This is a genomic window from Arthrobacter sp. FW306-07-I, assembly GCF_021800405.1.
Lineage (GTDB): Bacteria > Actinomycetota > Actinomycetes > Actinomycetales > Micrococcaceae > Arthrobacter.
In genome coordinates this window covers 1,878,323-1,899,897 of the sequence record NZ_CP084550.1, presented here as the reverse complement: position 1 = coordinate 1,899,897, position 21,575 = coordinate 1,878,323, and the positions used below count along the sequence as shown (strand labels likewise).

Annotated in this window: 24 protein-coding genes, 6 tRNA genes and 1 riboswitch; of the genes, 10 read left to right on the top strand and 20 right to left on the bottom strand. The window is 67.2% G+C overall.

Features of this window, described 5'->3' with window-relative positions:
• Positions 1-46: 46 nt before the first annotated feature.
• The 5 genes from trpC to hisI form a co-directional block, all read right to left on the bottom strand.
• A complete protein-coding gene (gene trpC / locus LFT46_RS08735; protein WP_236802119.1) occupies positions 47-868 on the bottom strand; it encodes an indole-3-glycerol phosphate synthase TrpC in 822 nt (273 codons plus the stop codon).
• Complete coding sequence (locus LFT46_RS08730; RefSeq protein ID WP_236802118.1) at positions 868-1,155, bottom strand: HGxxPAAW family protein; 288 nt, start codon at positions 1,153-1,155, stop codon at positions 868-870. Before LFT46_RS08730 ends, trpC begins: the two co-directional genes overlap by 1 nt.
• Positions 1,156-1,260: 105 nt before the next feature.
• Positions 1,261-1,941, bottom strand: coding sequence for a Trp biosynthesis-associated membrane protein (locus tag LFT46_RS08725; RefSeq protein ID WP_236821834.1), 681 nt, complete (start codon positions 1,939-1,941; stop codon positions 1,261-1,263).
• The gene (locus LFT46_RS08720) at positions 1,941-3,503 is read right to left on the bottom strand and encodes an anthranilate synthase component I (RefSeq protein WP_236802116.1); all 1,563 of its coding nucleotides are present in this window, start codon (positions 3,501-3,503) and stop codon (positions 1,941-1,943) included. The genes LFT46_RS08725 and LFT46_RS08720 overlap by 1 nt, the downstream gene beginning before the upstream one ends.
• A gap of 109 nt (positions 3,504-3,612) precedes the next feature.
• Positions 3,613-4,053: a phosphoribosyl-AMP cyclohydrolase gene (gene hisI / locus LFT46_RS08715; protein ID WP_236802115.1), complete on the bottom strand. Its 441-nt coding sequence runs from the start codon at positions 4,051-4,053 to the stop codon at positions 3,613-3,615.
• Between the two features lie 112 nt (positions 4,054-4,165).
• Here hisI and LFT46_RS08710 point away from each other — a divergent pair, with 112 nt between their 5' ends.
• Positions 4,166-4,810: a TIGR03085 family metal-binding protein gene (locus LFT46_RS08710; protein ID WP_236802836.1), complete on the top strand. Its 645-nt coding sequence runs from the start codon at positions 4,166-4,168 to the stop codon at positions 4,808-4,810.
• A 91-nt stretch (positions 4,811-4,901) separates the two neighbouring features.
• Here LFT46_RS08710 and hisF read toward each other — a convergent pair whose 3' ends face one another.
• From hisF to LFT46_RS08640, 14 genes are all read right to left on the bottom strand, one after another.
• Positions 4,902-5,678, bottom strand: a complete 777-nt coding sequence (gene hisF, locus LFT46_RS08705; protein ID WP_236821833.1) for an imidazole glycerol phosphate synthase subunit HisF — start codon at positions 5,676-5,678, stop codon at positions 4,902-4,904.
• 42 nt (positions 5,679-5,720) lie between these two features.
• The gene (gene hisG / locus LFT46_RS08700) at positions 5,721-6,581 is read right to left on the bottom strand and encodes an ATP phosphoribosyltransferase (RefSeq protein ID WP_142134150.1); all 861 of its coding nucleotides are present in this window, start codon (positions 6,579-6,581) and stop codon (positions 5,721-5,723) included.
• 91 nt (positions 6,582-6,672) lie between these two features.
• Entirely contained in the window at positions 6,673-6,936 is a 264-nt protein-coding gene (locus tag LFT46_RS08695) for a phosphoribosyl-ATP diphosphatase (protein WP_236821832.1), read from the bottom strand.
• Positions 6,937-7,037: 101 nt separating this feature from the next.
• Entirely contained in the window at positions 7,038-7,526 is a 489-nt protein-coding gene (ribH, locus tag LFT46_RS08690; protein WP_018770776.1) for a 6,7-dimethyl-8-ribityllumazine synthase, read from the bottom strand.
• Between the two features lie 32 nt (positions 7,527-7,558).
• Entirely contained in the window at positions 7,559-8,293 is a 735-nt protein-coding gene (gene ribA, locus LFT46_RS08685) for a GTP cyclohydrolase II (protein WP_236802114.1), read from the bottom strand.
• Positions 8,290-9,033 carry a 3,4-dihydroxy-2-butanone-4-phosphate synthase gene (gene ribB / locus LFT46_RS08680; RefSeq protein ID WP_373993258.1) on the bottom strand — a complete coding sequence of 248 codons (744 nt, stop codon included), beginning with the start codon at positions 9,031-9,033 and terminating at the stop codon, positions 8,290-8,292. Before ribB ends, ribA begins: the two co-directional genes overlap by 4 nt.
• Positions 9,030-9,692, bottom strand: a complete 663-nt coding sequence (locus tag LFT46_RS08675; protein WP_236802113.1) for a riboflavin synthase — start codon at positions 9,690-9,692, stop codon at positions 9,030-9,032. The genes ribB and LFT46_RS08675 overlap by 4 nt, the downstream gene beginning before the upstream one ends.
• A complete protein-coding gene (ribD, locus tag LFT46_RS08670; protein ID WP_236802112.1) occupies positions 9,692-10,831 on the bottom strand; it encodes a bifunctional diaminohydroxyphosphoribosylaminopyrimidine deaminase/5-amino-6-(5-phosphoribosylamino)uracil reductase RibD in 1,140 nt (379 codons plus the stop codon). The genes LFT46_RS08675 and ribD overlap by 1 nt, the downstream gene beginning before the upstream one ends.
• Positions 10,832-11,016: 185 nt before the next feature.
• Positions 11,017-11,166: riboswitch (FMN riboswitch) on the bottom strand.
• A gap of 39 nt (positions 11,167-11,205) precedes the next feature.
• On the bottom strand, positions 11,206-11,883 hold the full coding sequence (gene rpe, locus LFT46_RS08665) for a ribulose-phosphate 3-epimerase (RefSeq protein WP_236802111.1): 678 nt from the start codon (positions 11,881-11,883) through the stop codon (positions 11,206-11,208).
• Positions 11,884-11,965: 82 nt separating this feature from the next.
• Entirely contained in the window at positions 11,966-13,594 is a 1,629-nt protein-coding gene (locus LFT46_RS08660) for an RsmB/NOP family class I SAM-dependent RNA methyltransferase (protein WP_236802110.1), read from the bottom strand.
• Positions 13,591-14,511, bottom strand: a complete 921-nt coding sequence (gene fmt, locus LFT46_RS08655; RefSeq protein WP_236802109.1) for a methionyl-tRNA formyltransferase — start codon at positions 14,509-14,511, stop codon at positions 13,591-13,593. The genes LFT46_RS08660 and fmt overlap by 4 nt, the downstream gene beginning before the upstream one ends.
• Positions 14,508-15,110: a peptide deformylase gene (def, locus tag LFT46_RS08650; RefSeq protein WP_236821831.1), complete on the bottom strand. Its 603-nt coding sequence runs from the start codon at positions 15,108-15,110 to the stop codon at positions 14,508-14,510. Before def ends, fmt begins: the two co-directional genes overlap by 4 nt.
• Positions 15,111-15,184: 74 nt before the next feature.
• A complete protein-coding gene (locus LFT46_RS08645; protein WP_236802107.1) occupies positions 15,185-16,060 on the bottom strand; it encodes a cytochrome in 876 nt (291 codons plus the stop codon).
• A gap of 107 nt (positions 16,061-16,167) precedes the next feature.
• Positions 16,168-16,239, bottom strand: a tRNA-Val gene (locus LFT46_RS08640).
• 305 nt (positions 16,240-16,544) lie between these two features.
• On the opposite strand from LFT46_RS08640, the gene LFT46_RS08635 reads away from it, so the two are divergent.
• The 7 genes from LFT46_RS08635 to LFT46_RS08605 all read left to right on the top strand — a co-directional run bounded on the left by LFT46_RS08635 (position 16,545) and on the right by LFT46_RS08605 (position 18,903).
• Positions 16,545-16,617 (top strand) — tRNA-Gly (locus LFT46_RS08635).
• Between the two features lie 47 nt (positions 16,618-16,664).
• Positions 16,665-16,735 (top strand) — tRNA-Cys (locus tag LFT46_RS08630).
• A 38-nt stretch (positions 16,736-16,773) separates the two neighbouring features.
• Positions 16,774-16,845 (top strand) — tRNA-Val (locus tag LFT46_RS08625).
• A gap of 54 nt (positions 16,846-16,899) precedes the next feature.
• Positions 16,900-16,972, top strand: a tRNA-Gly gene (locus tag LFT46_RS08620).
• A gap of 34 nt (positions 16,973-17,006) precedes the next feature.
• Positions 17,007-17,081, top strand: a tRNA-Val gene (locus tag LFT46_RS08615).
• 137 nt (positions 17,082-17,218) lie between these two features.
• The gene (locus LFT46_RS08610) at positions 17,219-17,488 is read left to right on the top strand and encodes an antitoxin (RefSeq protein WP_442863681.1); all 270 of its coding nucleotides are present in this window, start codon (positions 17,219-17,221) and stop codon (positions 17,486-17,488) included.
• A gap of 173 nt (positions 17,489-17,661) precedes the next feature.
• Positions 17,662-18,903, top strand: a complete 1,242-nt coding sequence (locus tag LFT46_RS08605) for a benzoate/H(+) symporter BenE family transporter (protein ID WP_236821830.1) — start codon at positions 17,662-17,664, stop codon at positions 18,901-18,903.
• Here LFT46_RS08605 and zapE read toward each other — a convergent pair.
• Complete coding sequence (gene zapE / locus LFT46_RS08600; protein ID WP_236802105.1) at positions 18,900-19,937, bottom strand: cell division protein ZapE; 1,038 nt, start codon at positions 19,935-19,937, stop codon at positions 18,900-18,902. The two genes, LFT46_RS08605 and zapE, sit on opposite strands and share 4 nt — an antisense overlap.
• Positions 19,938-20,151: 214 nt before the next feature.
• Between zapE and LFT46_RS08595 the strand changes: the two genes are divergently transcribed.
• Together LFT46_RS08595 and LFT46_RS08590 are read left to right on the top strand one after the other, a co-directional pair.
• Entirely contained in the window at positions 20,152-21,075 is a 924-nt protein-coding gene (locus LFT46_RS08595) for a sulfurtransferase (RefSeq protein ID WP_236802104.1), read from the top strand.
• Positions 21,076-21,105: 30 nt separating this feature from the next.
• Positions 21,106-21,567 carry a SufE family protein gene (locus LFT46_RS08590; protein ID WP_236802103.1) on the top strand — a complete coding sequence of 154 codons (462 nt, stop codon included), beginning with the start codon at positions 21,106-21,108 and terminating at the stop codon, positions 21,565-21,567.
• Positions 21,568-21,575 lie beyond the last annotated feature (8 nt).

Genomic DNA, 21,575 nt, shown 5'->3' with positions numbered 1-21,575 from the left:
TCCTGCGCGGCCGGCTGGCGGCCCCACAGGATCAGGTTCGCGTGCCTCAGGCGCGGGCCGCGATGGCGGCGGCGCCCGCGGCAGTGAACTCGGCGATTCGTTCGCGCGGGGTCGCGTGGCTTACCAGCGCCTCGCCCACCAGTATGGCGTTGGCCCCGCTGGCGGCGTAATGCGTGACGTCGTCAGCGTCACGGACGCCGGATTCTGCGACCACGACGGCCTCAGCAGGGATCTTCCCCGCCAGTGAGGCAAAAACTGAACGGTCGACGTCGAGCGTCTTCAGGTTGCGCACGTTGACGCCGATGATGCGCGCCTTGGCCGCGACCGCACGCTCGATCTCTTCTTCCGTGTGCGTCTCCACCAGTACGTTCATGCCAAGTTCGTGGCTGAGGGCGCTGAACTCGGCGAGCTGGGCGTCGGAAAGGGCCGCCACGATCAGGAGGATGAGGTCGGCACCATGGGCTCGGGCTTCCCAAATCTGGTACTCGTCGAGGGTGAAGTCCTTGCGCAGCAAGGGGGTGTCGACGGCGGCACGAACGGCGTCCAGGTCGGCCAGCGACCCGTTGAAGCGGCGCTGCTCGGTGAGCACGCTGATGACGGAGGCACCGCCGTCGGCGTACTGCCGGGCGAGCGACGCCGGATCTCCGATGCTGGCGAGATCGCCCTTGGAGGGGCTGCGGCGCTTGATTTCGGCAATGACCTTCAGCTGTTCCCGGGTTGGGGAGCTTCCGCCGAGAGCCGCCCAAGCGTCGCGGGCAGGTGCCGCGGCCTGGGCCAGGTCCTTCAGCTCAGCCAAGGAAACGAGCCGCTTCCTGGCCTCCATATCCTCCCTGACACCGGCGTTGATGTCATCGAGAACAGTCGCCATCAGTGGCCGGAGTTCTTCAGCTTGCTGCCTTCGACGCCGTAGCCTGCCTTGCGCATGATGTAGCCGAGGATCAGGCCGACGACCATGACGACGGCACCGCCGATGAAGATGGGGGTGCTGGCGATGACGAATGCGATGGCTGCGATGAGTGCGCCTACGAGCATGACGATGACGCAGGTCCAGGCTGCCGGGCTGTTGCCGTGGCCCAGTTCCTGGCTGTGGTCAATGGCGCCGGGGGCAACCGTGCGGGTGCCTGACTTGGAAACGGACGCAGGTGCTTTGCTCATGGAAAATCTCCTCAGGATGGATACTGCTTACATTCTGCCATTTTTTGACTGCCGCCCGCGTACCGCCGGGCTTCAACGCCCGGCCCGGCGCTGGCAAACCCGGCCTTAAGTGGGGTCCTCGCCCCGGGAAAGCCGGTCCCAGCTGTCAATCTCGTCCACCGGGCCGGCCGGTGCAGCGCTGCCGGCGGTGGCCGGGGCGTCGTATTTGGTGCGCGTCTTCCAGTAGCGGGACGCGGGCAGGATCAACAGGGCCGCCAGGGCCAGCAGGCAGCCGGCGACGACGGCGAGCACAGGAAAGGCGGTGACCTCAACGTGGGCCTGGCTGCCTGAGACGCCCGTGGCGCCTGCGATGGTTCCCTGCGCCGCGGCGAGGGGGTCGGCCAGGACCATGGCCGCGGCGGTCACCACGCCGGCTGAAGCAAGAAGGATGATGGCGGTGATGACCCAGCGGGCGATCCTGCCGGCGATGGCCGCGGCGAGGCCGCCGGCCAGCGCCACCAGGGCCAGGGCCGTCACGGTGGTGGCGGCCTTGCTGCCCTGCACCTGGATCGCGTTTTGGGTTGCTGCCGCCTGGCCCAGCTGGTTGGGGTCGAGTGTGGCCGTCATCCAGGTCTGCGTAGTGGTCCCGAAGGCGGCCAGGGCCAGGACGGTGATCAGCAGCACCACGTTGGACTTGCGCGCCCACACGGGCACAGCCCGGGACCTCGAGGACTCGGCCGCCTTCCCTGCCTGGCCTGGCTTACCTGCCTTACCTGGCTGGCCTGCGGCTACTCCGGAACCGGGCATCAGGACTCCGCCCCACCGGGGAGTGATTCCGCGGAGATGTTGTGCAGGGAGCCTGCCGTGTGCACCGCACGCAGCGGCGCGGCTGCCTTGTTGACGGTTTCCAGGGCCTCTGTGGGGTTCACGGAGTCGGCCACGATGCCGCCGCCGGCCTGGACGTACGCGCGCCCCTCCCGGATCAGGGCGGACCGGATGGCGATGGCCATGTCCATGTCACCGGCGAAGTCCAAATAGCCCACCACCCCGCCGTAGATGCCGCGGCGGTGCGGTTCCAGCTCGTCAAGGAGCCGCAGGGCGCGCGGCTTCGGCGCCCCGGAAAGGGTACCGGCCGGGAACGTGGCCTTTAGGACGTCGTACGCCTTGGCCTGCGGGGAGAGCGTGCCCACCACCGTGGACACCAGGTGCATGATGTGGCTGAAGCGCTCCACCTCCATGAACTGGGTGACATCCACGGTACCGGCAACACAGACCTTGGAGAGGTCGTTGCGGGAGAGGTCCACCAGCATCAGGTGCTCCGCGCGTTCCTTCTGGTCCGCCAGGAGTTCCTCGGCCAGGGCCTTGTCCGCTTCCACGGTCTTCCCGCGCGGACGGGAGCCCGCGATGGGGTGGGTGATGACTTCCTCGCCCGTCACCGTCACCAGTGCTTCCGGGGAGGACCCGACGATGGAGTACTCCCGGCCCTCGGCGTCGGCCAGGCTGAAGATGTACATGTACGGGCTGGGGTTGGTGTTGCGCAGCACGCGGTACACGTCCAGTGCGGACGCGTTGCATTCCATCTCGAACCGGCGCGAGATGACCACCTGGAAAACCTCGCCGTCCACGATGGCTTCCTTGCCGCGGTCCAGCGCTGCGAGGTATTCGGCTTCATCCCAGCGTTCCTGCACGCTGGAGGCAAAGTCCAGGGCCGCAGGCTCCAGCACGGAGACCGGCTGCACCACGGGCGCGCTGATCTTGGCCAGGAGTTCCTTGACCCGGGCCACGGCGTCGTGCCAGGCCTCGTCGACCCGCTCGGAGCTGTTGTCGAAGTTTATCGCGTTGGCGATCAACAGCACCGTGCCGTCCACATTGTCATGCACAGCCATGTCGGTGACCAGGTTAAGTGCCATTTCGGGCAGCTGCAGGTCGTCCTCGGGCGGGCTGACCAGCCGTTCCCAGTGCCGGACGGTTTCCCAGCCAAGGAAGCCCACCAGGCCGGAGGTGAAGGGCGGCAGTCCTTCGAAGCGGTCGGTACGCAGGGCGTCGATGGTGTCGCGGATGGCATCCACGGGGCTGCCGCTGACCGGCACACCGGCCGGGGGCTCGCCCAGCCAGTGCGCCTGGCCGTCCTTGGTGGTCAGGGTGGCGCGGGACCTGGCGCCGATGAAGGAGTAGCGGGACCAGGCTCCGCCCACCGCCGCCGATTCCATGAGGAACGTGCCGGGCTGGCCCTGCGCCAGCTTCCGGTACAGGCCGATGGGGGTCTCGGCGTCGGCCAGGACCTTGAGCCTGACGGGGATAACACGGCTGTGGCCGGCGAGTTCCCGGAATTCCTCAAGGCTCGGGCTGATGGTTCCAAGGTCCTGCATGGCTATGCTTGTCCGCCTGTTCTTCGAGAGGGCCGGCCGTGCCGGCACCTTGGGTGTGCTTGCTGGGTGGCTGCAGCCTCGATGGGGCCTGCCCGGGCAGCGGTTCTGCCTAGCCCGCCTGGCCTTCCACCACGGCCAGGTCCCTGCCGTCAAAGCAGGTCCGGGTGCCCGTATGGCAGGCGGCACCCACCTGGTCGACGCGCACCAGCAGTGCGTCGCCGTCGCAGTCCATGGCCACGGATTTGACCCACTGGACGTGCCCCGAGGTGTCGCCCTTGCGCCAGTACTCCTGGCGTGAGCGGGAGTAGAACGTCACCCGGCCGGTGGTCATGGTGCGGTGCAGGGCTTCATCGTCCATCCAGCCGAGCATCAGCACTTCGTTGGTGTCGTACTGCTGCACCACTGCTGCCACCAGGCCTGCGGCGTCGCGCTTGAGTGCCGCGGCGATCCCTTCCGGAAGGGGGCTGGCGGAGGGCGCTTCAACGGACGACGACGGCACGTGAGGCACGTCGGGTCCTGCGGTTTGGACGGGGGTTGGCTGCTCAGACATCGGGTCAAGTCTAGTGCCTTCACGCACCCGCTCTCCTGTTGTGAACAACGGCACGCCACCGGCCGCTCCAGTGCTGCCCAACTCCACAGCTCTCGTGCTAGTTTCACAAGTGATGCATTTCGTCGAACCGTCCCGAGAAGTCCTGGCCGAAACCCTGCTTGCGGCGGGCCCTGATGCTCCAACGCTGTGCAAGGGCTGGCGCACCAGGGACCTTGCCGCGCACCTGTACCTGCGCGAGCGCAAGGCTGCCGTCGGTCTCGGCCTGGTGATCAAGCGGCTGGCCAAGGCATCGGACCAGGCCACGGCCAAGCTGGCTGCCAAGCTCACCGGCAGCGACGACTACGCCCGGCTGGTAAACACCTTCCGCGCGGGCCCGCCCGCGCTCTCTCCGATGAGCATCAAGGCGCTGGACGAAAGCGCCAACCTGATCGAGTACTTCGTGCACACCGAGGACGTCCGGCGCGCCGTGGACCGGTGGGCCCCCAGGGCACTCGATGAGGCCTACTCCGACGCGCTGTGGGACGAACTGGTGAAGCGCGCCGCCATCCTGTACCGCGGCGTGGACCTTGGCATTGTGCTGGTGCGCCCGTCCGGCCCCCGCCACGTCGCCAAGCGCGCGCCTGTTTCCGTGGCCATCGTCGGCGAGCCGGGCGAACTGCTCATGCACGCCCACGGCCGCACCCGCCACGCCCTGGTCACCTTCGAAGGCCAGCCGGACGCCGTCGCCCTCCTCCAGTCAGCCGAAGTAGGGCTCTAGAAAACAAGGCCTACGACCACAGAGGACGAAATGGGCCCACGCCCGCAGGGGTTCCCTGGCCGAGCTTGCGAGGATAGGGGGCGGGCGGGCATTACCTGACTTCGAAGCCGGCTTCGCGGATGGCGTCCTTGACCTGGTGCATCATGTTGTCCGGGCCCCAGTGGAAAATCGAGGCGGCCAGGACTGCGTCCGCGCCGGCCGCTACTGCGGGCGGGAAGTGGGCAGGCTCCCCTGCCCCGCCGGAGGCGATGATGGGGACCTTGACGGCGGCCCGGGCCAGCTTGATGAGCTCGAGGTCGAAGCCGTCCTTGGTGCCGTCGGCGTCAATGGAGTTCAGCAGGATCTCCCCCACCCCCCGGTCCGCAGCTTCCCTGGCCCACTCGATCGCGTCGATCCCGGTGCCGGTGCGCCCGCCGTGGGTGGTCACTTCGAATCCCGACGGCGTGGGCTGGGATCCCGGGCGGGTGCGCCGCGCGTCGACGGACAGGACGAGCACCTGGGAACCGAAGTGCCGAGTGATCTCGTCGATGACGTCGGGCCGGGCCACGGCCGCGGTGTTGATCGAGGCCTTGTCGGCGCCGTAGCGCAGGAGCTTGTCCACTTCGGCCACGCCGCGGACGCCGCCGCCCACGGTCAGGGGGATGAAGACTTCCTCGGCGGTGCGGCGGACCACGTCGAAGGTGGTCTCGCGGTTGCCGGAGGACGCCGTGACGTCGAGGAACGTCAGTTCGTCGGCACCGGCATTGTCGTAGCGGTGGGCGAGCTCCACGGGGTCGCCGGCGTCCCGGAGGCCTTCGAAGTTGACGCCCTTGACCACGCGCCCGGCGTCGACGTCGAGGCAGGGAATGACTCGAACTGCTACTGCCATGGGAACTCCTGGATGTTCTGTGCTGCTGAAGGGTGCCGGTTGTCAGATGCGGCAGGCGTGGATGCTGCTGACCAGGATGGCGCGGGCGCCGAGGTCGTACAGCTCGTCCATGATCCGGTTGGTCTCCTTCTTGGGCACCATGGACCGGACGGCCACCCAGTCGGAGTCGCGCAGCGGCGAGACCGTGGGCGACTCGAGGCCGGGGGTCAGGCTGGCCGCTTTTTCCACCAGTTCCTTGCGGATGTCGTAGTCCATCAGCACGTACTGCCGTGCCACCAGGACGCCCTGGAGGCGGCGGATCAGGACTTCGATCTCCTTGGCCGTGCCGTTGGCGGCCCCGCCGTTGCCGGTGCGCCGGATCAGGACTGCTTCGGATTTGAGGATGGGGTCGCCGAAGATTTCCATTCCGGCGGCCTTCAGGGTGTTGCCGGTTTCCACGACGTCGGCGATGGCGTCGGCGACCCCGAGGCGGACGGAGGATTCGACGGCGCCGTCCAGGCGGACCACCTTGGCGTTGATGCCGCGCTCGGCAAGGTAGTTCCGGAGCAGGCCGTCGTAACTAGTGGCCAGGCGCTTGCCTTCCAGCTCCGCGGCGGAGCTGAAGTCGCCTACCGGGCCGGCGAAGCGGAAGGTGGAGGCGGCGAATCCCAGCGGAAGCAGCTCTTCGGCTTCCACCTCGGCATCCAGCAGCAGGTCGCGGCCGGTGATGCCGACGTCGAGCGTTCCCTGCCCCACGTACACGGCAATGTCGCGGGGGCGGAGGAAGAAGAACTCGATGTCATTGTCGGGGTCCACCATGACCAGCTCGCGGCTGTCGCGCCGCTGGCGGTATCCGGCTTCGGAGAGCATGGCGGAGGCGGCTTCGGACAGGGAGCCTTTGTTGGGGACGGCTACTCGCAGCATGGGAAGTACTTTCTGGATTTAGAGTTGTCTAGGTGTTCAAGCAGTGCAGGCCACGGCAGGAACCGGCGGCAAAAACGCGCCGGACCGGTGGCTACAGATGCTTGTAGACGTCTTCCAGGGTCAGGCCTTTGGCGAGCATCAGAACCTGCAGGTGGTACAGCAGCTGGGAGATTTCCTCGGCCGCGGCTTCATCGGATTCATATTCGGCAGCCATCCAAACCTCGGCTGCTTCCTCAACGACTTTTTTGCCGATGCCGTGAACACCGGACTCCAATTCAGCGACGGTGCGGGAGCCTTCCGGGCGGGCGGCTGCCTTCTCGCTGAGCTCAGCGAACAGCGTCTCGAAATTCTTCACGCCCTCCAGCCTACTTGCTGCGGCCGCACGGGCGCTTCCCGGGCCCTTGCATGACGGGCGCGATGTGAGGGAATACACACCGCACCCGTCCGCTGCAGCGTTTAGCTGCGGTACTGCTTGAGGACGACGGCGGTGGCCAGCGCTGCGGTCACGGCTTCGTGGCCCTTGTCTTCCTTGGAGCCGGGGAGCCCGGCGCGGTCCAGGCCCTGCTGTTCGTTGTCGCAGGTGAGCACACCAAAGCCCACCGGCACTCCGGTGGAGACGCTGACGTCGGTCAGGCCCGACGTCGCGGCCTGGCAGACGTAGTCGAAGTGCGGGGTTCCGCCGCGGATCACGACGCCGAGGGCAACGACGGCGTCAAAGTGCGGTGCCAGCCGCGCGGCAGCCACCGGAAGCTCAAAACTGCCGGGAACGCGCAGGACGGTGGGCTCGGCGATGCCGGCGTCCTTGGCCGCCCGGAGCGCGCCGTCCAGGAGCCCGTCCATGATCTGGGTGTGCCAGCTGGCTGCGATGATCGCCAGCTTCAGCTGTGAGGTTTCGGCCGGGTTGAGGGTGCTCAGGTCAATGTCGGGGGCGCCGTGTCCGCTCATGGGTTCTTCTGTTCCGTTCGTTCTTGAAGACGTCAGTCTTGTTCGTGGTCGTAGGGGGCTTCGGGGGCCGGCACGGAAACGGGGGCCGCCTGCGTGTCCAGCAGCAGGCGGTGTTCCATGCGGTCCTTCTTGGTGCGCAGGTACCGGATGTTCTGTTCGCGGGACGGCACCTCGGTGGGCACCATTTCCACGACCTTCACCCCGGCCTTGGCCAGCCTGTTCTGCTTGTCCGGGTTGTTGCTCAACAGCCGCACCTCATGCAGCCCCATCTCGGCGAGGATCTGGGCCGCGGCCTTGTAGCACCGGGCGTCAACGGGCAGGCCCAGCTGCTCATTGGCTTCCACGGTGTCGAAGCCAGCTTCCTGCAGCGCATAGGCCTTGATCTTGTTGGCCAGCCCGATGCCGCGGCCTTCCTGGCCCCGGAGGTAGAGCAGGGTGCCGCCGTTGTCCCGGATCAGTTCCAGTGCGAAGGCAAGTTGTTCACCGCAGTCGCAGCGGTAGGAACCGAAGACATCGCCGGTCAGGCACTCGGAGTGCAGGCGCACCAGGGGAGCTTTTCCGTCGGTGGGAGGGTTGGGGGAACTGACGGCGAGATGCTCAACGCCGGTCACGAGGTCCGTCCATGCCTGGGCTACGAAGTCGCCAAAGGCGGTGGGGAGTTGGACGATGGGCCCTCCGCTGACGGGATGGGGCGCTTCACCGGACACCGCGTGGGGCTTCCGGTGGCCGTCCTGGTGGCTGTCGTCGCTGGCTGCCGCTGCCGTCATGGCTTCTCCTTCTCTTCGCCCGGGACCGCCCGGGCATCCTCCTGCGGGACTCCCCCGGCCCCGGCTTCAAGATACGCCACCAGGTCCTCGATGGAGATCAGGGGGCATCCATGTTCAGCTGCGAACGAACGGAGCCCGTCCAGGCGCATCATTTCACCGTCGTCGTACACCACTTCCGCGATCACCCCGACAGGCTCCAGGCCTGCCAGGCGGCACAGGTCCACCGCGGCCTCCGTATGGCCCTGGCGTTCCCGCACACCTCCGTCAACTGCCCGGAGCGGGAAAATATGCCCCGGCCGGGTCACGGATGCCGGACCGGCATTCGGGTCCGCGAGGACGCGGGCGGTCAGGGCCCGGTCGGTGGCGGAGATTCCCGTGCTGACACCGGTGGCGGCGTCACAGGACACGGTGTAGGCGGTGCCCTTCGCGTCCTCGTTGACGGCCGTCATGGGCGGCAGGGCCAGGGCATCGGCACGGACTCCCGTCAACGGCACGCAGATGACGCCGGAGCTGTAGCGGATGGTCCAGCCCATCAGTGCCGGCGTGGCGTGTTGGGCGGCGAAGATAATGTCGCCTTCGTTTTCGCGGTCCTCGTTGTCCACCACCAGAACGGGGTGGCCGGCGGCCATGGCGCGCACGGCGTCCTCGATGGTGTCCAGTCCCCTGGCCGGTGCGGCCGGCGCTGCGGCGGACACCAGATCGGCGGCAACCTGGGATTCCAGGTGTACTGCGGCGTTCACCGGGCACCTCCGGCAATTGCGGCTTCGCCGGCGGAGGTTGCTTCGCCTGCGCCGCGGAAGGCAAGCAGGCGTTCGGTGTATTTGGCCAGCACATCCACTTCCAGGTTCACCCGACTGCCGGTGGTCTTGGTTCCCAGACCGGTTTCGGCCAGGGTGGTGGGAATCAGGCCCACTTCGAACCACGGCTCCTGCTCGGCTGCCGGGCTGACTGCCGTCACCGTGAGGGAGACGCCGTCGATGGCGATGGAGCCCTTCTCGGCGATGTAGCGGGCCAGGTTGGCGGGCACGCCAAAGCGCAGCCGCTCCCAGTTGCCCTGGGGTTCGCGTTCCAGCAGGACGCCGACGCCGTCCACGTGTCCCTGCACCACGTGCCCGTCCAGGCGGCCGCCGGCGGGAACGCAGCGCTCCAGGTTCACGGTGTCCCCGGCGGTAAGCTCGCCGATGGTGCTGCGGACCAGGGTTTCGCCCATGACGTCCACGCTGAAGTCCTTGCCGTCAATCGCTGTTGCCGTGAGGCAGACCCCGTTGACGGCGATGGAGCCACCCAGTGCCAGGCCCTCGGTCGAGCCGGGCGCGTGCAAGCGGAGGGTGGCGCTGGTGTCGCCGTCACGCTCCACGGACAGCACCTGCCCCTGCTCGGCAATAATTCCGGTGAACATCAGTAGCCTCCCTGGGCTTGCTCCGCGGTGGCGCGGGTTGGTTGGTGGTCGAGTGCAACTTTGCGCTGCGGTCTCAGGTGCAGTCGAAGGTCCCGGCCCAGCGTACGGACAGCGCCGCCGTCGGACGGGTCCCATTCCCACTGCTGGGCGTCCGGGAGGCTGGTGATGCCGAGCCCGTTCAATGAGGGGGTGCCGGATCCCAGCAGGGTCGGCGCCAGGTACACAATGAGTTCATCCACCAGGCCTGTGGCGAGGAAGGAGCTCAGGATGCTGGAGCCGCCCTCCACCATGACGTGGCGGGTGCCGGCGTCGTAAAGCATGGACAGCGCCTCGCGCGGGTCGCGGGTGGGAAGGTGCACGGCCAGGCCGTCGTCGCCGTGGATGGCGGCGTCCGCCGGAATTCCGCGGAGCCCCATGACGGCCCGGACGGGCTGTTTGGGCGAGGGATTGCCTGAAGCGTCCCTGGCGGTCAGCCGGGGGTTGTCCACCAGCACGGTCTGGGTACCTACCAGGATGGCGTCGATGCGGCTGCGGATCCCGTGGTTGTCCGCAAGGGACTCGGGGCTGGAGATCCATTGGCTGGTGCCGTCTTCCGCGGCGATCCGGGCGTCCAGCGTCTGGGCGATGTGGAGGGTGACGAAGGGGCGCTTGGCGGCCACGGCCTCGAACCACTGGCGGTTCAGGTCCAGCGCTTCCTCGGCGCCAAGGCCGCTCCTGACTCGGATGCCCGCCGCGCGCAGGGTTGCGGCGCCGCCGGCGGCGGGGTCGTGGGGGTCGTCAACCGCGTAGACGACGTCGGTGATCCCCGCGGCGATGATCGCCTCCGTGCACGGGCCAGTGCGGCCTACGTGGTTGCAGGGTTCCAGCGTGACCACCATGGTGCAGCCGGAAAGATCCAGGCCGACGGCGGCAGCCTGGGCAATGGCGTCGGCTTCGGCGTGCGCGGTGCCGGCTCCGCGGTGGTAACCCGTTACGAGGTCCTTCCCGTCAGGACCGACGACGACTGCGCCCACCAGGGGGTTTGCACCGCGCGGTCCCTGGAGGGCTGCCTGGAGGGCATGATCCATGGCCCGGGTTTCGTCTGCGGTGAAGGCGGTGACCACCCCGGCGGCGGGGTGCAGTTCCACGGCGCCCGTCATGCGGCGGCCGTTGTTGGCAGCGCGGACGCGGGATGTGGGCCTGCCATCAAAGCGGCAGGAGTTTCGGCGTTAAAGAGCCATCGCTGGGGGTTCATTCGTGTGTCGTTCCTTCCCTGTCGAACCGCGATGGCTCCGGGGATACGACAGCAGAACGCTGCGCGGCGCAAGGCTGCACAGATACAGCTGTACGTGCTTCTCTCATCCAGACTTTAACTGTCGGTACCGGAATTCCACCGGTTCAACCGTCCGCCGGGATCCCCCTGAAGAGAACACCGGCTCGCGGGTCGCGGACTGTCACCGCCGGTTCGGACTTACACCGACCCCGGAGCACGTATGTGTGTTGTTATTGTGCCACAACCTGCAGGGGCTCCCGGTTATTCCGTCGCCGCACGTAATGTCCGCGCACCCTTGGCGCGCAGCAGGTCGATGGCGGCGGCGGGATCGTCCGCGCCGTAAACGGCGGAGCCTGCCACGAAGACATTGGCGCCGGCCTCAGCGGCGCGCTCAATGGTTTCCTCGGTGATGCCGCCGTCCACCTGGATGGCCACGGCAGCCCCTGATCCGTCCACGGCTGCGCGGGCCCTGCGGATCTTGGGCAGGGTGACGTCCAGGAAGGCCTGGCCGCCGAAGCCTGGCTCCACCGTCATAATGAGCAGCATGTCCAGCTCGGACAGCATGTCCAGGTACTGCTCAACCGGCGTGGCAGGCCGCAGGGCCATCCCCGCCTTGGCTCCCCTGCTGCGCAGCTCCCGGGCCAGCTTGATGGGTGCAATGGAGGCCTCGGCGTGGAACGTCACCGACGCCAGGCCCGCGTCGGCGAACCCGGGTGCCCAGCGGTCGGCATCGGCAATCATGAGGTGGGCGTCGAGCGGAACCGGGCTGACGGCCTGGATCCGCTGGACGACGGGAAGCCCGATGGTCAGGTTGGGGACGAAGTGGTTGTCCATGACGTCTACGTGCACGGCGTCGGCATTGCTGATCCGCTGAAGTTCAGCTTCAAGGTTGACGAAGTCGGCGGAGAGGATGCTCGGGTTGATGCAGCATTGCGTCAAGGGTGTGCCTTTCGCTGAAGGTGCGGTGGTACCACGGACAAATACGTGGGTGGTTTGAAAGCTGCACGGGTTTTCCTCCCGTTCAGGCCTTCTTCTTGATCAGGGCCAGGAACATGGCGTCGGTGTGGTGGATGTGGGGCCAGAGCTGGGCCGTCATGTCGTGCCCGGCCTCAAGGCTTCCGGTCAGGCTGACAGCGTCAAGGGCGGCGCCGGCGTCGAGGAGTTCCAGGTCATCGCGCTTGCGCAGGACGTCCGCCACCACAGCAGTGGTCTCCGCCGGATGCGGTGAACAGGTCACGTAGGCCACCACTCCCCCGGGACGGACTGCCGCAAGGGCGGAGGCCAGCAGTTCGCGCTGCAACGGGCCGAGGTCCGTGATGTCCTTGGGCGAGCGCCGCCACCGGGACTCCGGCCGGCGCCGCAGTGCTCCCAGGCCGGTGCAGGGAACGTCCACCAGCACACGGGTGTACCGTTCCGGCTGCTCGGCCCCCACTTCCCGGCCGTCACCGGTGCGAACCTGCCAGGTGTCGTGCGGAACGGCAGACAACGCCTGGCTGACGAGCTTTGCCCTGTGCGGCGCGGGTTCGTTCGCCAGCAGTGTGGCACCGCGCTGGTGCGCCAGGGCACCAAGGAGCGCAGCTTTTCCACCGGGTCCCGCGCAGAGGTCCAGCCAGGCCTCCTTCGTTGAGTCCGGCGCTGTGCCGTCTGCGCCTGCACGGTCCGACGCCCCGCCGAGGTCCACGGCAGCAAGGGCCCTGGCCACCAACTGGGACCCAACGTCCTGCACCCGCGTGGTGCCGGCCCGCACGGACGCGAGGCGGCCCAGGTCCCCGCCGCTGGAGAGCGCGGAGCCTTCCACCAGTTCGCCGGGGGCGGCACCGTTTTCCAGGGCTTCGTCCAGGCTGCCCAGCCCGGGCAGGGCCACCAGGTTGACCACCGGGGCGGCATTGTCCGCTTCCAGCAGGCCGTCGACTTCGGTGGCGGGCCTGCCGTGTGCCACAAGCGACTGGCGCATGGCCCGCACGATCCACTCGGGGTGGGCGAACCGCAGCGCGGCAATCTTCGTCTGGTCGGTTTCGCCCTCCACCAGCAGGTCCAGCCACTCTTCAAGGGTGCGGGCGGACACCTTGCGCAGGACGGCGTTGATCAAGGCGGAGGGACCGGCGCCAATGACTGCACGGGCCAGCCCCACGGTCTGGTCCAGTGCCGCGTGCGCCGGGACCCGCATGGCCAGCAGCTGGTGCGCGCCGATGCGGAGGGCGTCCAGGACGGCGGGATCGAGTTGGGACAGGGGCCGGTCCACGCAGCGTGCCAGGATGGCGTCGTAGGTGCCCTGGCCGCGCAGGGCCCCGTAGCTCAGCTCGGTGGCAAAGCCGGCGTCCCGCTTGTCCAGGTGGTGGTGCCGGATGCGGGCGGGCAGCACCAGGTTGGCGTAGGCGTCCTCCTGGGCCACGGCGCGAAGGACTTCGAAAGCCACCAGGCGCGCGGGGTCGGCGCGCCTGGTCCGCTGCGACGGCGCCTGCTCGGTGAAGTTTCGTTTGGGCCCGCGGTTGCGTTCCCGTCCCTGGGCATTGCGCCTGCTGGTGTCCGGAGGTCCGCCCCTGCCGCGGCCACCGGCGGGTCCGCCGCTGCTGCCTTGGCCGTTCCTCCCGGCGCCACCCCGCCCTCCGGCGTTGCCTTGTCCGCCTGCGTTGCCGCCGGAGCTGCTCATTCGAACACCACACTTTCCAGAGAAGCCAGGCCGCGCGCCCAGTCGGCTGCGGCCATCATCTTTTTGCCGGCTGGCTGGATCCGGGTGAGTTCCACGGCGTGGGACCCTGTTCCAACCAGCACAGCTTTCCCGTGGAACGCCACTGCGCCAGGGGCCAGGTGGGTCACCTCGGGGCGGAGCCGGACCGGCTCGAGTTTGACCCGTTGTCCGTCCAGCAGGGTCCAGGCGCCGGGCTCCGGGGTAACGCCGCGTGCCTGCCTGCTGATGGCCAGCGCCGGATGGGCCCAGTTGAGATGGCCGTCCTCCAGGGTCAGCTTGGGCGCAAGCGACACCTCGCCGGCCTGCGGCTGGGGGGAGGCCTTTCCGGCATCGATGGCCGACAGTGTCTGTGCCAGCAGCACCGCGCCGCTGTGGGAAAGCCGCTCCAGCAGGTCCCCTGCCGTGTCCTGGGGTTTGACGGCTTCCGTCAGGGTGCCAAAGACGGGGCCTGTGTCCAAGCCTTCCTCGAGTTGGAAGGTAACAGCACCGGTGACGTCGTCACCGGCCATGACGGACCGCTGGACGGGGGCGGCACCGCGCCAGGCGGGCAGCAGGGAGAAATGCAGGTTGACCCAGCCGTGCCGCGGAATGTCCAAGGCTGCAGGTGGGACCAGGCCGCCGTAGGCGACGATGGCAGCAACGTCCGGCTGCACTGCGGAGATTTTGGCGATGGCCTCAGCGTCCAGGCGGGCTGCGTGGATGACGTCGATGCCAAGTTCAGCGGCCCGCTGCGCAACGGGCGACGGCGTCAGCACGCGTTTCCGGCCGATGGGTGCATCGGGGCGGGTCAGGACGGCGACGACTTCGAACCCGGCGTTGACGAGTGCGTCAAGGGATGGGACTGCGACCGCGGGGGTTCCCGCAAAGAGGACCCTCACCCGGCTGCGCCGAAGCTGGCGCCGGGGGCGCTGTTTCCGCCAAAGCTTGACCCGCCGAAACTCGACCCCACGCTCTTGGCGCGCTTGGCCGTGGTGCGTTCGGTCACGGCGTCATAGTTGGCGTTGCGGATGGACCGTAGTGCAGCCTTCCGGTCCTCGCCCTCAAGCCGGTCGGTGTAGAGGATGCCGTCCAGGTGGTCGTTTTCATGCTGGAAGCAGCGTGCCAGCATGCCCTCCCCTTCGATGGAGACGGGGTTGCCATGCATGTCCACGCCGGTGACCCGTGTGGACCGGAAGCGGCGGACCGGGAACCCGAGGCCCGGAATGGAGAGGCAGCCTTCCACATGGTCCGGCTGGTAGTCCTCGCTGTTCTCCAGGACCGGATTGATGATGTGTCCTTCGACGCCGTCGATGCGGTAGGTGAAGACGCGCTTGCTGACGCCGATCTGCGGAGCGGCAAGCCCGGCGCCGTCGACGTCCTCCATGGTCTCGGTCATGTCGGCGACCAGCTTGGCAAGCTCGGGTCCGAATTCCGTCACTGGATCGGCGACTGTGCGCAACACAGGATCGCCGATGATGCGGATATTCAGAATAGCCATGCGCTGTTTGTCCTCACGGTTGGCGGCAATTGGAACCTATCCAGTTTAGGTGCAGTCCTGGTGGCTGCACGGAGCTAAGCCGTGCGCGCCTGGACAGCTCCTGCCTGGGCGAGCGGCGGGGGTGCGATGGGCAGCAGCGCCGTGCCGGCACTGATCGTGTCGGCGTTCAGTTCCCAGACCCGGCGCAGCGCGCAGAATTTCCACCAGTGGTGCTTAAGGACTTCAGGGTTTGCCCGGACGGGCCGGACCTCTGTCTCACCGATGGCGACGGCAAGCAGGACGGGATTTTCCCCATACTTCCAAGGCTCCCAGGTTCCCGCCTCCGCATCCACGAGGCTCTCTTCCGCCTTCATCCCGGCCACCAACTGCATGACCACTTTGTTATCCAGGGGCTTGACCAGCCCGTCCCGGGTGGTGCCCTTGGTCTTGTAGTCAATCAGGCAGACGCGCCCGTTGATACGTGCTACGAGGTCCAGGGTTCCGGCGTAACCGACGGAATCGTTCCACACCGTGATCTCGGGAGCGATGGGCTCCACCCGGAAAAGTTCCCACCATTCATCGAAGCGCACCGCGAAGGCTTCCTCGCCGTTGGCGGCCAGGGCTTCGCGGGCTTCCTTCATGGCATGCGGGCGCCCCAGTGCGCGCAGCGCCACCTGTTCGCAGTAGTTATGGACGCGGTCGCCGCGCCGGGCGGCGTCATCCCGGTAGGTTTCGGCAGCCTTGGCGGCGCGGTTGATGGCCTGCTTGATCTTGGCAGGGCTGCCCAGGCAGTCCGAGAGCAGCGGGTCATTGGCCAGGCTGCTGGCACCCATGTAACCGAACCAGCCGTCGAGGCCGTGTGGCTGCTGGCTGATCACGGTGGTGATGGAAGGGACGGCGAACTGCTCAGACGTTGACCGTGCGTACATCCGACCGTATTCGGTGGCATGGGCGAGAAGCGGATCAGTCATACAAAAGACTCTTTCACAGGGGGCCGACAAAAGCTCCGGGAGCCGGAGCTGCACACGAAAAAAAGGTCCGCTTCCGCTGCTGATGAGCGGAAACGGACCTCTGCGGGTGGGCGATACTGGGTTCGAACCAGTGACCTCTTCGGTGTGAACGAAGCGCGCTACCACTGCGCCAATCGCCCCGATGCATTTGAATGCTAGCCCACCTCTGCCGCATTTCAAAAATCGGCCTCGGCGGCCTCGGCGCCTCCCGGCAAAAGTGCCTCCAGCAGCACCTCCCACCCGCAACCCGGCCGCAGGAGGCCGCCAGGCGCCGTCGTAAAATTACACGCCTGTAAGTCACTAAACCCGCGGAATCACGCGGAAGCGGGGGCATCCCGCATCAGGCGGCCGGAGCGATTTGGAGTTTCCCGGAACCTCCTATATTGTTTTTACTCGTTGGAACGCGAGGAAATGCCGGAAACGGCAGGGAATCAACCTCCAAAGTGCGGACGTAGCTCAGCTGGTAGAGCACCACCTTGCCAAGGTGGATGTCGCGAGTTCGAATCTCGTCGTCCGCTCGCAGGACACTGTCACAGCAAACGTTCCCAGGAACCGGAGCTAACACGGTGGGTTGGCCGAGAGGCGAGGCAGCGGCCTGCAAAGCCGTATACACGGGTTCGAATCCCGTACCCACCTCGGTGAAAACCATGGATTCCGGATCTTTCGGATTCAATGGGCGATTGGCGCAGCGGTAGCGCGCTTCCCTGACACGGAAGAGGTCACTGGTTCGATCCCAGTATCGCCCACTGGCAAGGAAACTTGCCCGCAGTACCACCGGTTTACCGGAACATCCTGCATCCGCGGACGTAGCTCAGCTGGTAGAGCACCACCTTGCCAAGGTGGATGTCGCGAGTTCGAATCTCGTCGTCCGCTCTCTTTTTATCCCACTTACCGGTCTTCCGGTTCGGGGCGATTGGCGCAGCGGTAGCGCGCTTCCCTGACACGGAAGAGGTCACTGGTTCGATCCCAGTATCGCCCACCACGAAAAGCAGCTCTCCGGAGCTGCTTTTGTCGTTTCCGGGTATCCGCTGCTGGCGAACGCGATTCCCTTGGCACCCCTTCTCCGCCCCGATAGGATCGAATGCGCGAGGAGCAACCTGGCTCCGCGATAGAAGGGAGGTGCTCGTGGGTTTGATTGACGATCTAAAGGGCAAGGCTCAGGGTCTCATCCGCGGTAACGAGCAGGCCATCAAGAACGGCATCAGCAAGGCCGGCGATTTCGTCGACACCAAGACCGGCGGCAAGTACGCAGGCCACGTCGACAAGATCCAGGATGGCGCTTCCAAGCTCGTGGACAAGAACGGAACCCCGGGCCAGGCACCTGCCACCGGGCAGGTTCCCCCGGCTGCTCCTGGAAATCCGGTTCCGCCGGTTGACAGGGCTCCGTAAAGGATTTGGCCAGGGCCTTGCCCTAGCACGTCAACGGGGCGCGGGTCCCGCCGCGAGGCGGCGCCCGCGCCTTTGGCGTTTAAGGACTGTCTATACGCGGCACAGTTGAGGCCGGTTGACCGCGATGCCGTTGCAATTCCCGCTTCCCCAAGCCCCACCGGTAACCTGCGGATATGCCCAAGCCCCCCGCACCTTCCACCACTCCACCTGCCGGCCGGACCCGGATCGAGTCCCGTCCGGTGGTGGCCGGAATCGTCACCGCGCTGGTGGGCTTCACCTCGTCGTTTGCCGTCGTCCTGGCCGGGCTCAGGGCAGTGGGCGCCGATCCCGCGCAGGCAGCGTCCGGCCTGCTGGCGCTGACGCTCGCCGTCGGCCTTGGCGTCCTTGTCCTCGCCTGGCGCTCCAAGGTTCCGGTAACGCTGGCCTGGTCCACGCCGGGCGCGGCGCTGCTTGCGGCGTCAGGGATGCCCGACGGCGGGTGGCCGGCTGCCGTCGGGGGCTTCATTGCCGCCGGGGTGTTGCTGGCCCTGACCGGCCTTGTGCCGGCGCTCGGCAGGGTGATGGCGAAGATCCCCTCCTCCCTGGCCCAGGCGATGCTGGCCGGGGTCCTGCTGCAACTCTGCCTGGCCCCCTTCAAGGCGCTGGGCACGGTGCCCGTGTTTGTGGCGCCGGTAATTCTCTGCTGGCTGGTGATGATGAAGTTCGCTCCGCGGTGGGCCGTGCCCGCTGCCTTGCTTGTGGCCCTGGCCGTGATCGGTGTTACGTCGGCCTCTGCCGGCACGTCCGTGGATTCGGGTGCCCTGATGCCTGCACTAACGTGGACCACGCCCGCATTCAGCCTTCAGGCCATGGCAGGGATCGCCCTCCCGTTGTTCGTGGTGACCATGGCCTCGCAGAACGTGCCCGGCGTAGCGGTGCTTCGTTCCTTCGGGTATGAAACACCCTGGCGGCCGGCCATGCTGGTCACGGGAGCGGGAACTGTTGCGGCGGCGCCATTTGGCGGCCACGCCATCAATCTAGCGGCGCTGAGCGCGGCGCTGGCCGCCGGCGATGAGGCCGGCGCCGACCGCAGCAGGCGATGGGTGGCCGGCTTCACGTCCGGACTGACCTACCTGGTGCTGGCCGCCTTCTCCACCGCCCTGGTCTCCGTGGTGAACCAGGCGCCGGCGGGAATGCTCGAAGCCGTGGCGGGTCTGGCCCTGCTGGGCACGCTGGCGTCAGCCGTGTCTGCCGCGCTGGCGGACCCGGAGGACCGCATCGCCCCCGCCGTCACCTTTTTGATGGCAGCTTCGGGCCTGGCCTTTGCGGGCATTGGCTCAGCATTCTGGGCACTCCTGGCCGGCCTGGTGGTCCGGGCAACTCTGGTCAGCCGGCAGAAGCCGGAACGCAGCGGCGGCGAACCGGGAACCCGCTAGGAAGGTTCGTGGTTCTGGCCTTCGCGCGCCAGGGCTGTAAGGCGGGACACGGCGCGGAAGTACTTCTTCATGTACCCGCCGGTCATCATTTCCTCGGTGAACAGCTTGTCGAACGGAACACCGCTGGCCAGGATCGGAACGTCCTTGTCGTAGAGGCGGTCCGCCAGCACCACGAAGCGCAGCGCCACAGCCTGCTCGGTAATGGTTTCCACGTTGCGCCACACCACACCGTCAATGCCGTCGATCAACTGGCGGTAGCGGCTGGGGTGCACGCCGGCGAGGTGGTGGATGAGCGTGGAAAACTCGTCCTGTGCCACGGTCTTGCCGTCGAACTCCGCCTTCATGTGGGCATTCAGCTCGCTGTTCCTCAGCGGGGCCGGTGCCGCGGGGAGGCCGCGGTGCCGGAAGTCCTCGCCGTCGATGCGGATGACCTCGAACTGGTCTGCCAGCACCTGGATTTCGCGCTGGAAGTCCACGGCGGCGAACCGGCCGTCGCCCAGGGAGCCCGGCAGGGTGTTGGAGGTGGCGGCAAGTTTGACGCCGGCGTCGGCCAGTTCCCGCATGAGCCGGGACATCAGGACGGTGTCGCCCGGATCGTCCAGTTCGAATTCGTCGATGCAGACCAGTTGGTAGCTGCTCAGGGCGTCCACGGTCTTGCGGAAGGAGAGGGCGCCCACCAGGTTGGTGTACTCCACAAAGGTGCCGAAAGCCTTGGGGCCCGGGGCTGCGTGCCACAGGGACGCGAGCAGGTGCGTCTTGCCCACGCCAAAGCCGCCGTCCAGGTAGATGCCGGCCCTGGACTCGTCCTTCTTGCCGAACAGCTTCTTGAAAAGCCCGCCCCCGTTGCCCGACCCCACGCCGTCAGCGAATCCCTGCAGTTCACGCACTGCGGCGGCCTGGCTGGGCTGTTTGGGGTCCGGGCGGTAGCTCGAAAAGGAGACCTCGCCAAACCGCGGCGACGGGTAGAAGCCCTTCAGGAGTTCGTCCACCGAAACTGCCGGGGTGCGGGCGGCAAGCTGTTCGATCTGTACCAAGGTGGTCCGTTCTGCTGGTGGTTGGTCCCCAGAAAGGATACCGGCAATGCTGACCGTACCCGGGCGGGAGGCCGTCCTGCCGCCCGGCACGTGATGAAGGCAACATTTCCCCCTGTTAACGGAATACGGACAACCTCCCGGGCGCTGGCTAGGGTGGGAAGAGGTTCCAACGCATGTTCCGCGGTTTCCCGTGCTCTTACTGAAAGGCCAAGCCATGCCCTACCCGGTTGAACAGAATGAGAAGTTCGCAGCCTATGCCCACCCGGAGCGGCTCGTTTCCACCGAGTGGCTCGCAGCTGCCATCGAAGGCGGCGCAGTGGCAAACGGCGAACTCGTCGTGGTGGAGTCCGACGAGGACGTGCTGTTGTACGAGACCGGCCACATTCCGGGCGCGGTCAAGATCGACTGGCACACCGACCTGAACGACGAAGTGTCCCGCGACTACGTTGACGGCGCCGCATTCGCCGAACTGGCCGCATCCAAGGGAATTTCCCGGGACAGCACCGTGGTGATCTACGGCGACAAGTCCAACTGGTGGGCTGCCTACGCCCTCTGGGTGTTCACGCTCTTCGGCCACCAGGACGTCCGGCTGCTCGACGGCGGCCGGGACAAGTGGGTTGCCGAAGGCCGGGAACTGACCAAGGACAAGCCATCGCCTGTCCGCGGCGACTACCCGGTGGTCGAGCGCGATGACGCTCCCATCCGGGCCTTCAAGGACGATGTCCTGGCCCACCTGGGCAAGCCGCTCATCGACGTCCGCTCCCCCGAGGAATACACCGGCCAGCGCACCCACATGCCCGCCTACCCGGAAGAGGGCGCGCTGCGCGGCGGACACATCCCCACCGCTGCGTCCGTCCCGTGGGCCCGCGCCGCTGCCGCCGACGGCACCTTCCGCAGCCGGGAGGAACTTGAGGCGATCTACCTTGGCGAGGCCGGCCTGGCCCAGGGTGACGACGTGGTGGCTTACTGCCGCATCGGCGAACGTTCCAGCCACACCTGGTTCGCGCTCAAGTACCTTCTGGGCTTCGATTCCGTCCGCAACTACGACGGATCCTGGACCGAGTGGGGCAACGCCGTGCGCGTTCCCATCGTCAAAGGCGCTGAGCGCGGGTCCGTACCCGTCGCCGTCGGAGCCTGACCCTCTGCTCCCCCGCGTAGACTTGGACCGATGACTACTCAAGCTTTGCCTTCCGCCCTGGCGGCGATTGTGGACGACTTCCAGGCCCTGTCCGAACCCGAAAGGCTTCAGTTGCTGCTGGAGTTCTCGGAAGGACTGCCGGAGCTCCCCGACCGGCTCAAGGACCACCCTGAGCTCCTTGAGCAGGTGGTGGAGTGCCAGTCGCCGCTGTTCCTCACCATCGAGACAGAGTCCAACGACGCCGGTCCCGCCGGCGAAGTGCGCCTCTACTTCAAGGCTCCCGCCGAGGCTCCCACCACGCGGGGTTTTGCCGGTGTCCTGCACGAGGGGCTGGACGGCCTTTCCGCAGCAGAGATCCTGTCCGTCCCGGATGACATGCCGGAACTGCTGGGGCTCACCCGCGCCATCACGCCGCTGCGCATGCGCGGCATGACCGCCATGCTGGGCAGGATCAAGCGCAAGGTGGCCGCCGCGTCCGGCGCCCAGTCCTGACCGCCCAT

Excerpts from the sequence above, each read along its gene's own strand:
- trpC (WP_236802119.1), bottom strand. The coding sequence starts at position 868 with ATGGCGACTGTTCTCGATGACATCAACGCCGGTGTCAGGGAGGATATG.
- LFT46_RS08730 (WP_236802118.1), bottom strand. The coding sequence starts at position 1,155 with ATGAGCAAAGCACCTGCGTCCGTTTCCAAGTCAGGCACCCGCACGGTT.
- LFT46_RS08725 (WP_236821834.1), bottom strand. The coding sequence starts at position 1,941 with ATGCCCGGTTCCGGAGTAGCCGCAGGCCAGCCAGGTAAGGCAGGTAAG.
- LFT46_RS08720 (WP_236802116.1), bottom strand. The coding sequence starts at position 3,503 with ATGCAGGACCTTGGAACCATCAGCCCGAGCCTTGAGGAATTCCGGGAA.
- hisI (WP_236802115.1), bottom strand. The coding sequence starts at position 4,053 with ATGTCTGAGCAGCCAACCCCCGTCCAAACCGCAGGACCCGACGTGCCT.
- LFT46_RS08710 (WP_236802836.1), top strand. The coding sequence starts at position 4,166 with ATGCATTTCGTCGAACCGTCCCGAGAAGTCCTGGCCGAAACCCTGCTT.
- hisF (WP_236821833.1), bottom strand. The coding sequence starts at position 5,678 with ATGGCAGTAGCAGTTCGAGTCATTCCCTGCCTCGACGTCGACGCCGGG.
- hisG (WP_142134150.1), bottom strand. The coding sequence starts at position 6,581 with ATGCTGCGAGTAGCCGTCCCCAACAAAGGCTCCCTGTCCGAAGCCGCC.
- ribH (WP_018770776.1), bottom strand. The coding sequence starts at position 7,526 with ATGAGCGGACACGGCGCCCCCGACATTGACCTGAGCACCCTCAACCCG.
- ribA (WP_236802114.1), bottom strand. The coding sequence starts at position 8,293 with ATGACGGCAGCGGCAGCCAGCGACGACAGCCACCAGGACGGCCACCGG.
- LFT46_RS08675 (WP_236802113.1), bottom strand. The coding sequence starts at position 9,692 with ATGTTCACCGGAATTATTGCCGAGCAGGGGCAGGTGCTGTCCGTGGAG.
- ribD (WP_236802112.1), bottom strand. The coding sequence starts at position 10,831 with ATGACGGGCGCCGTGGAACTGCACCCCGCCGCCGGGGTGGTCACCGCC.
- LFT46_RS08660 (WP_236802110.1), bottom strand. The coding sequence starts at position 13,594 with ATGAGCAGCTCCGGCGGCAACGCAGGCGGACAAGGCAACGCCGGAGGG.
- def (WP_236821831.1), bottom strand. The coding sequence starts at position 15,110 with ATGGCTATTCTGAATATCCGCATCATCGGCGATCCTGTGTTGCGCACA.
- LFT46_RS08645 (WP_236802107.1), bottom strand. The coding sequence starts at position 16,060 with ATGACTGATCCGCTTCTCGCCCATGCCACCGAATACGGTCGGATGTAC.
- LFT46_RS08605 (WP_236821830.1), top strand. The coding sequence starts at position 17,662 with ATGCCCAAGCCCCCCGCACCTTCCACCACTCCACCTGCCGGCCGGACC.
- LFT46_RS08595 (WP_236802104.1), top strand. The coding sequence starts at position 20,152 with ATGCCCTACCCGGTTGAACAGAATGAGAAGTTCGCAGCCTATGCCCAC.
- LFT46_RS08590 (WP_236802103.1), top strand. The coding sequence starts at position 21,106 with ATGACTACTCAAGCTTTGCCTTCCGCCCTGGCGGCGATTGTGGACGAC.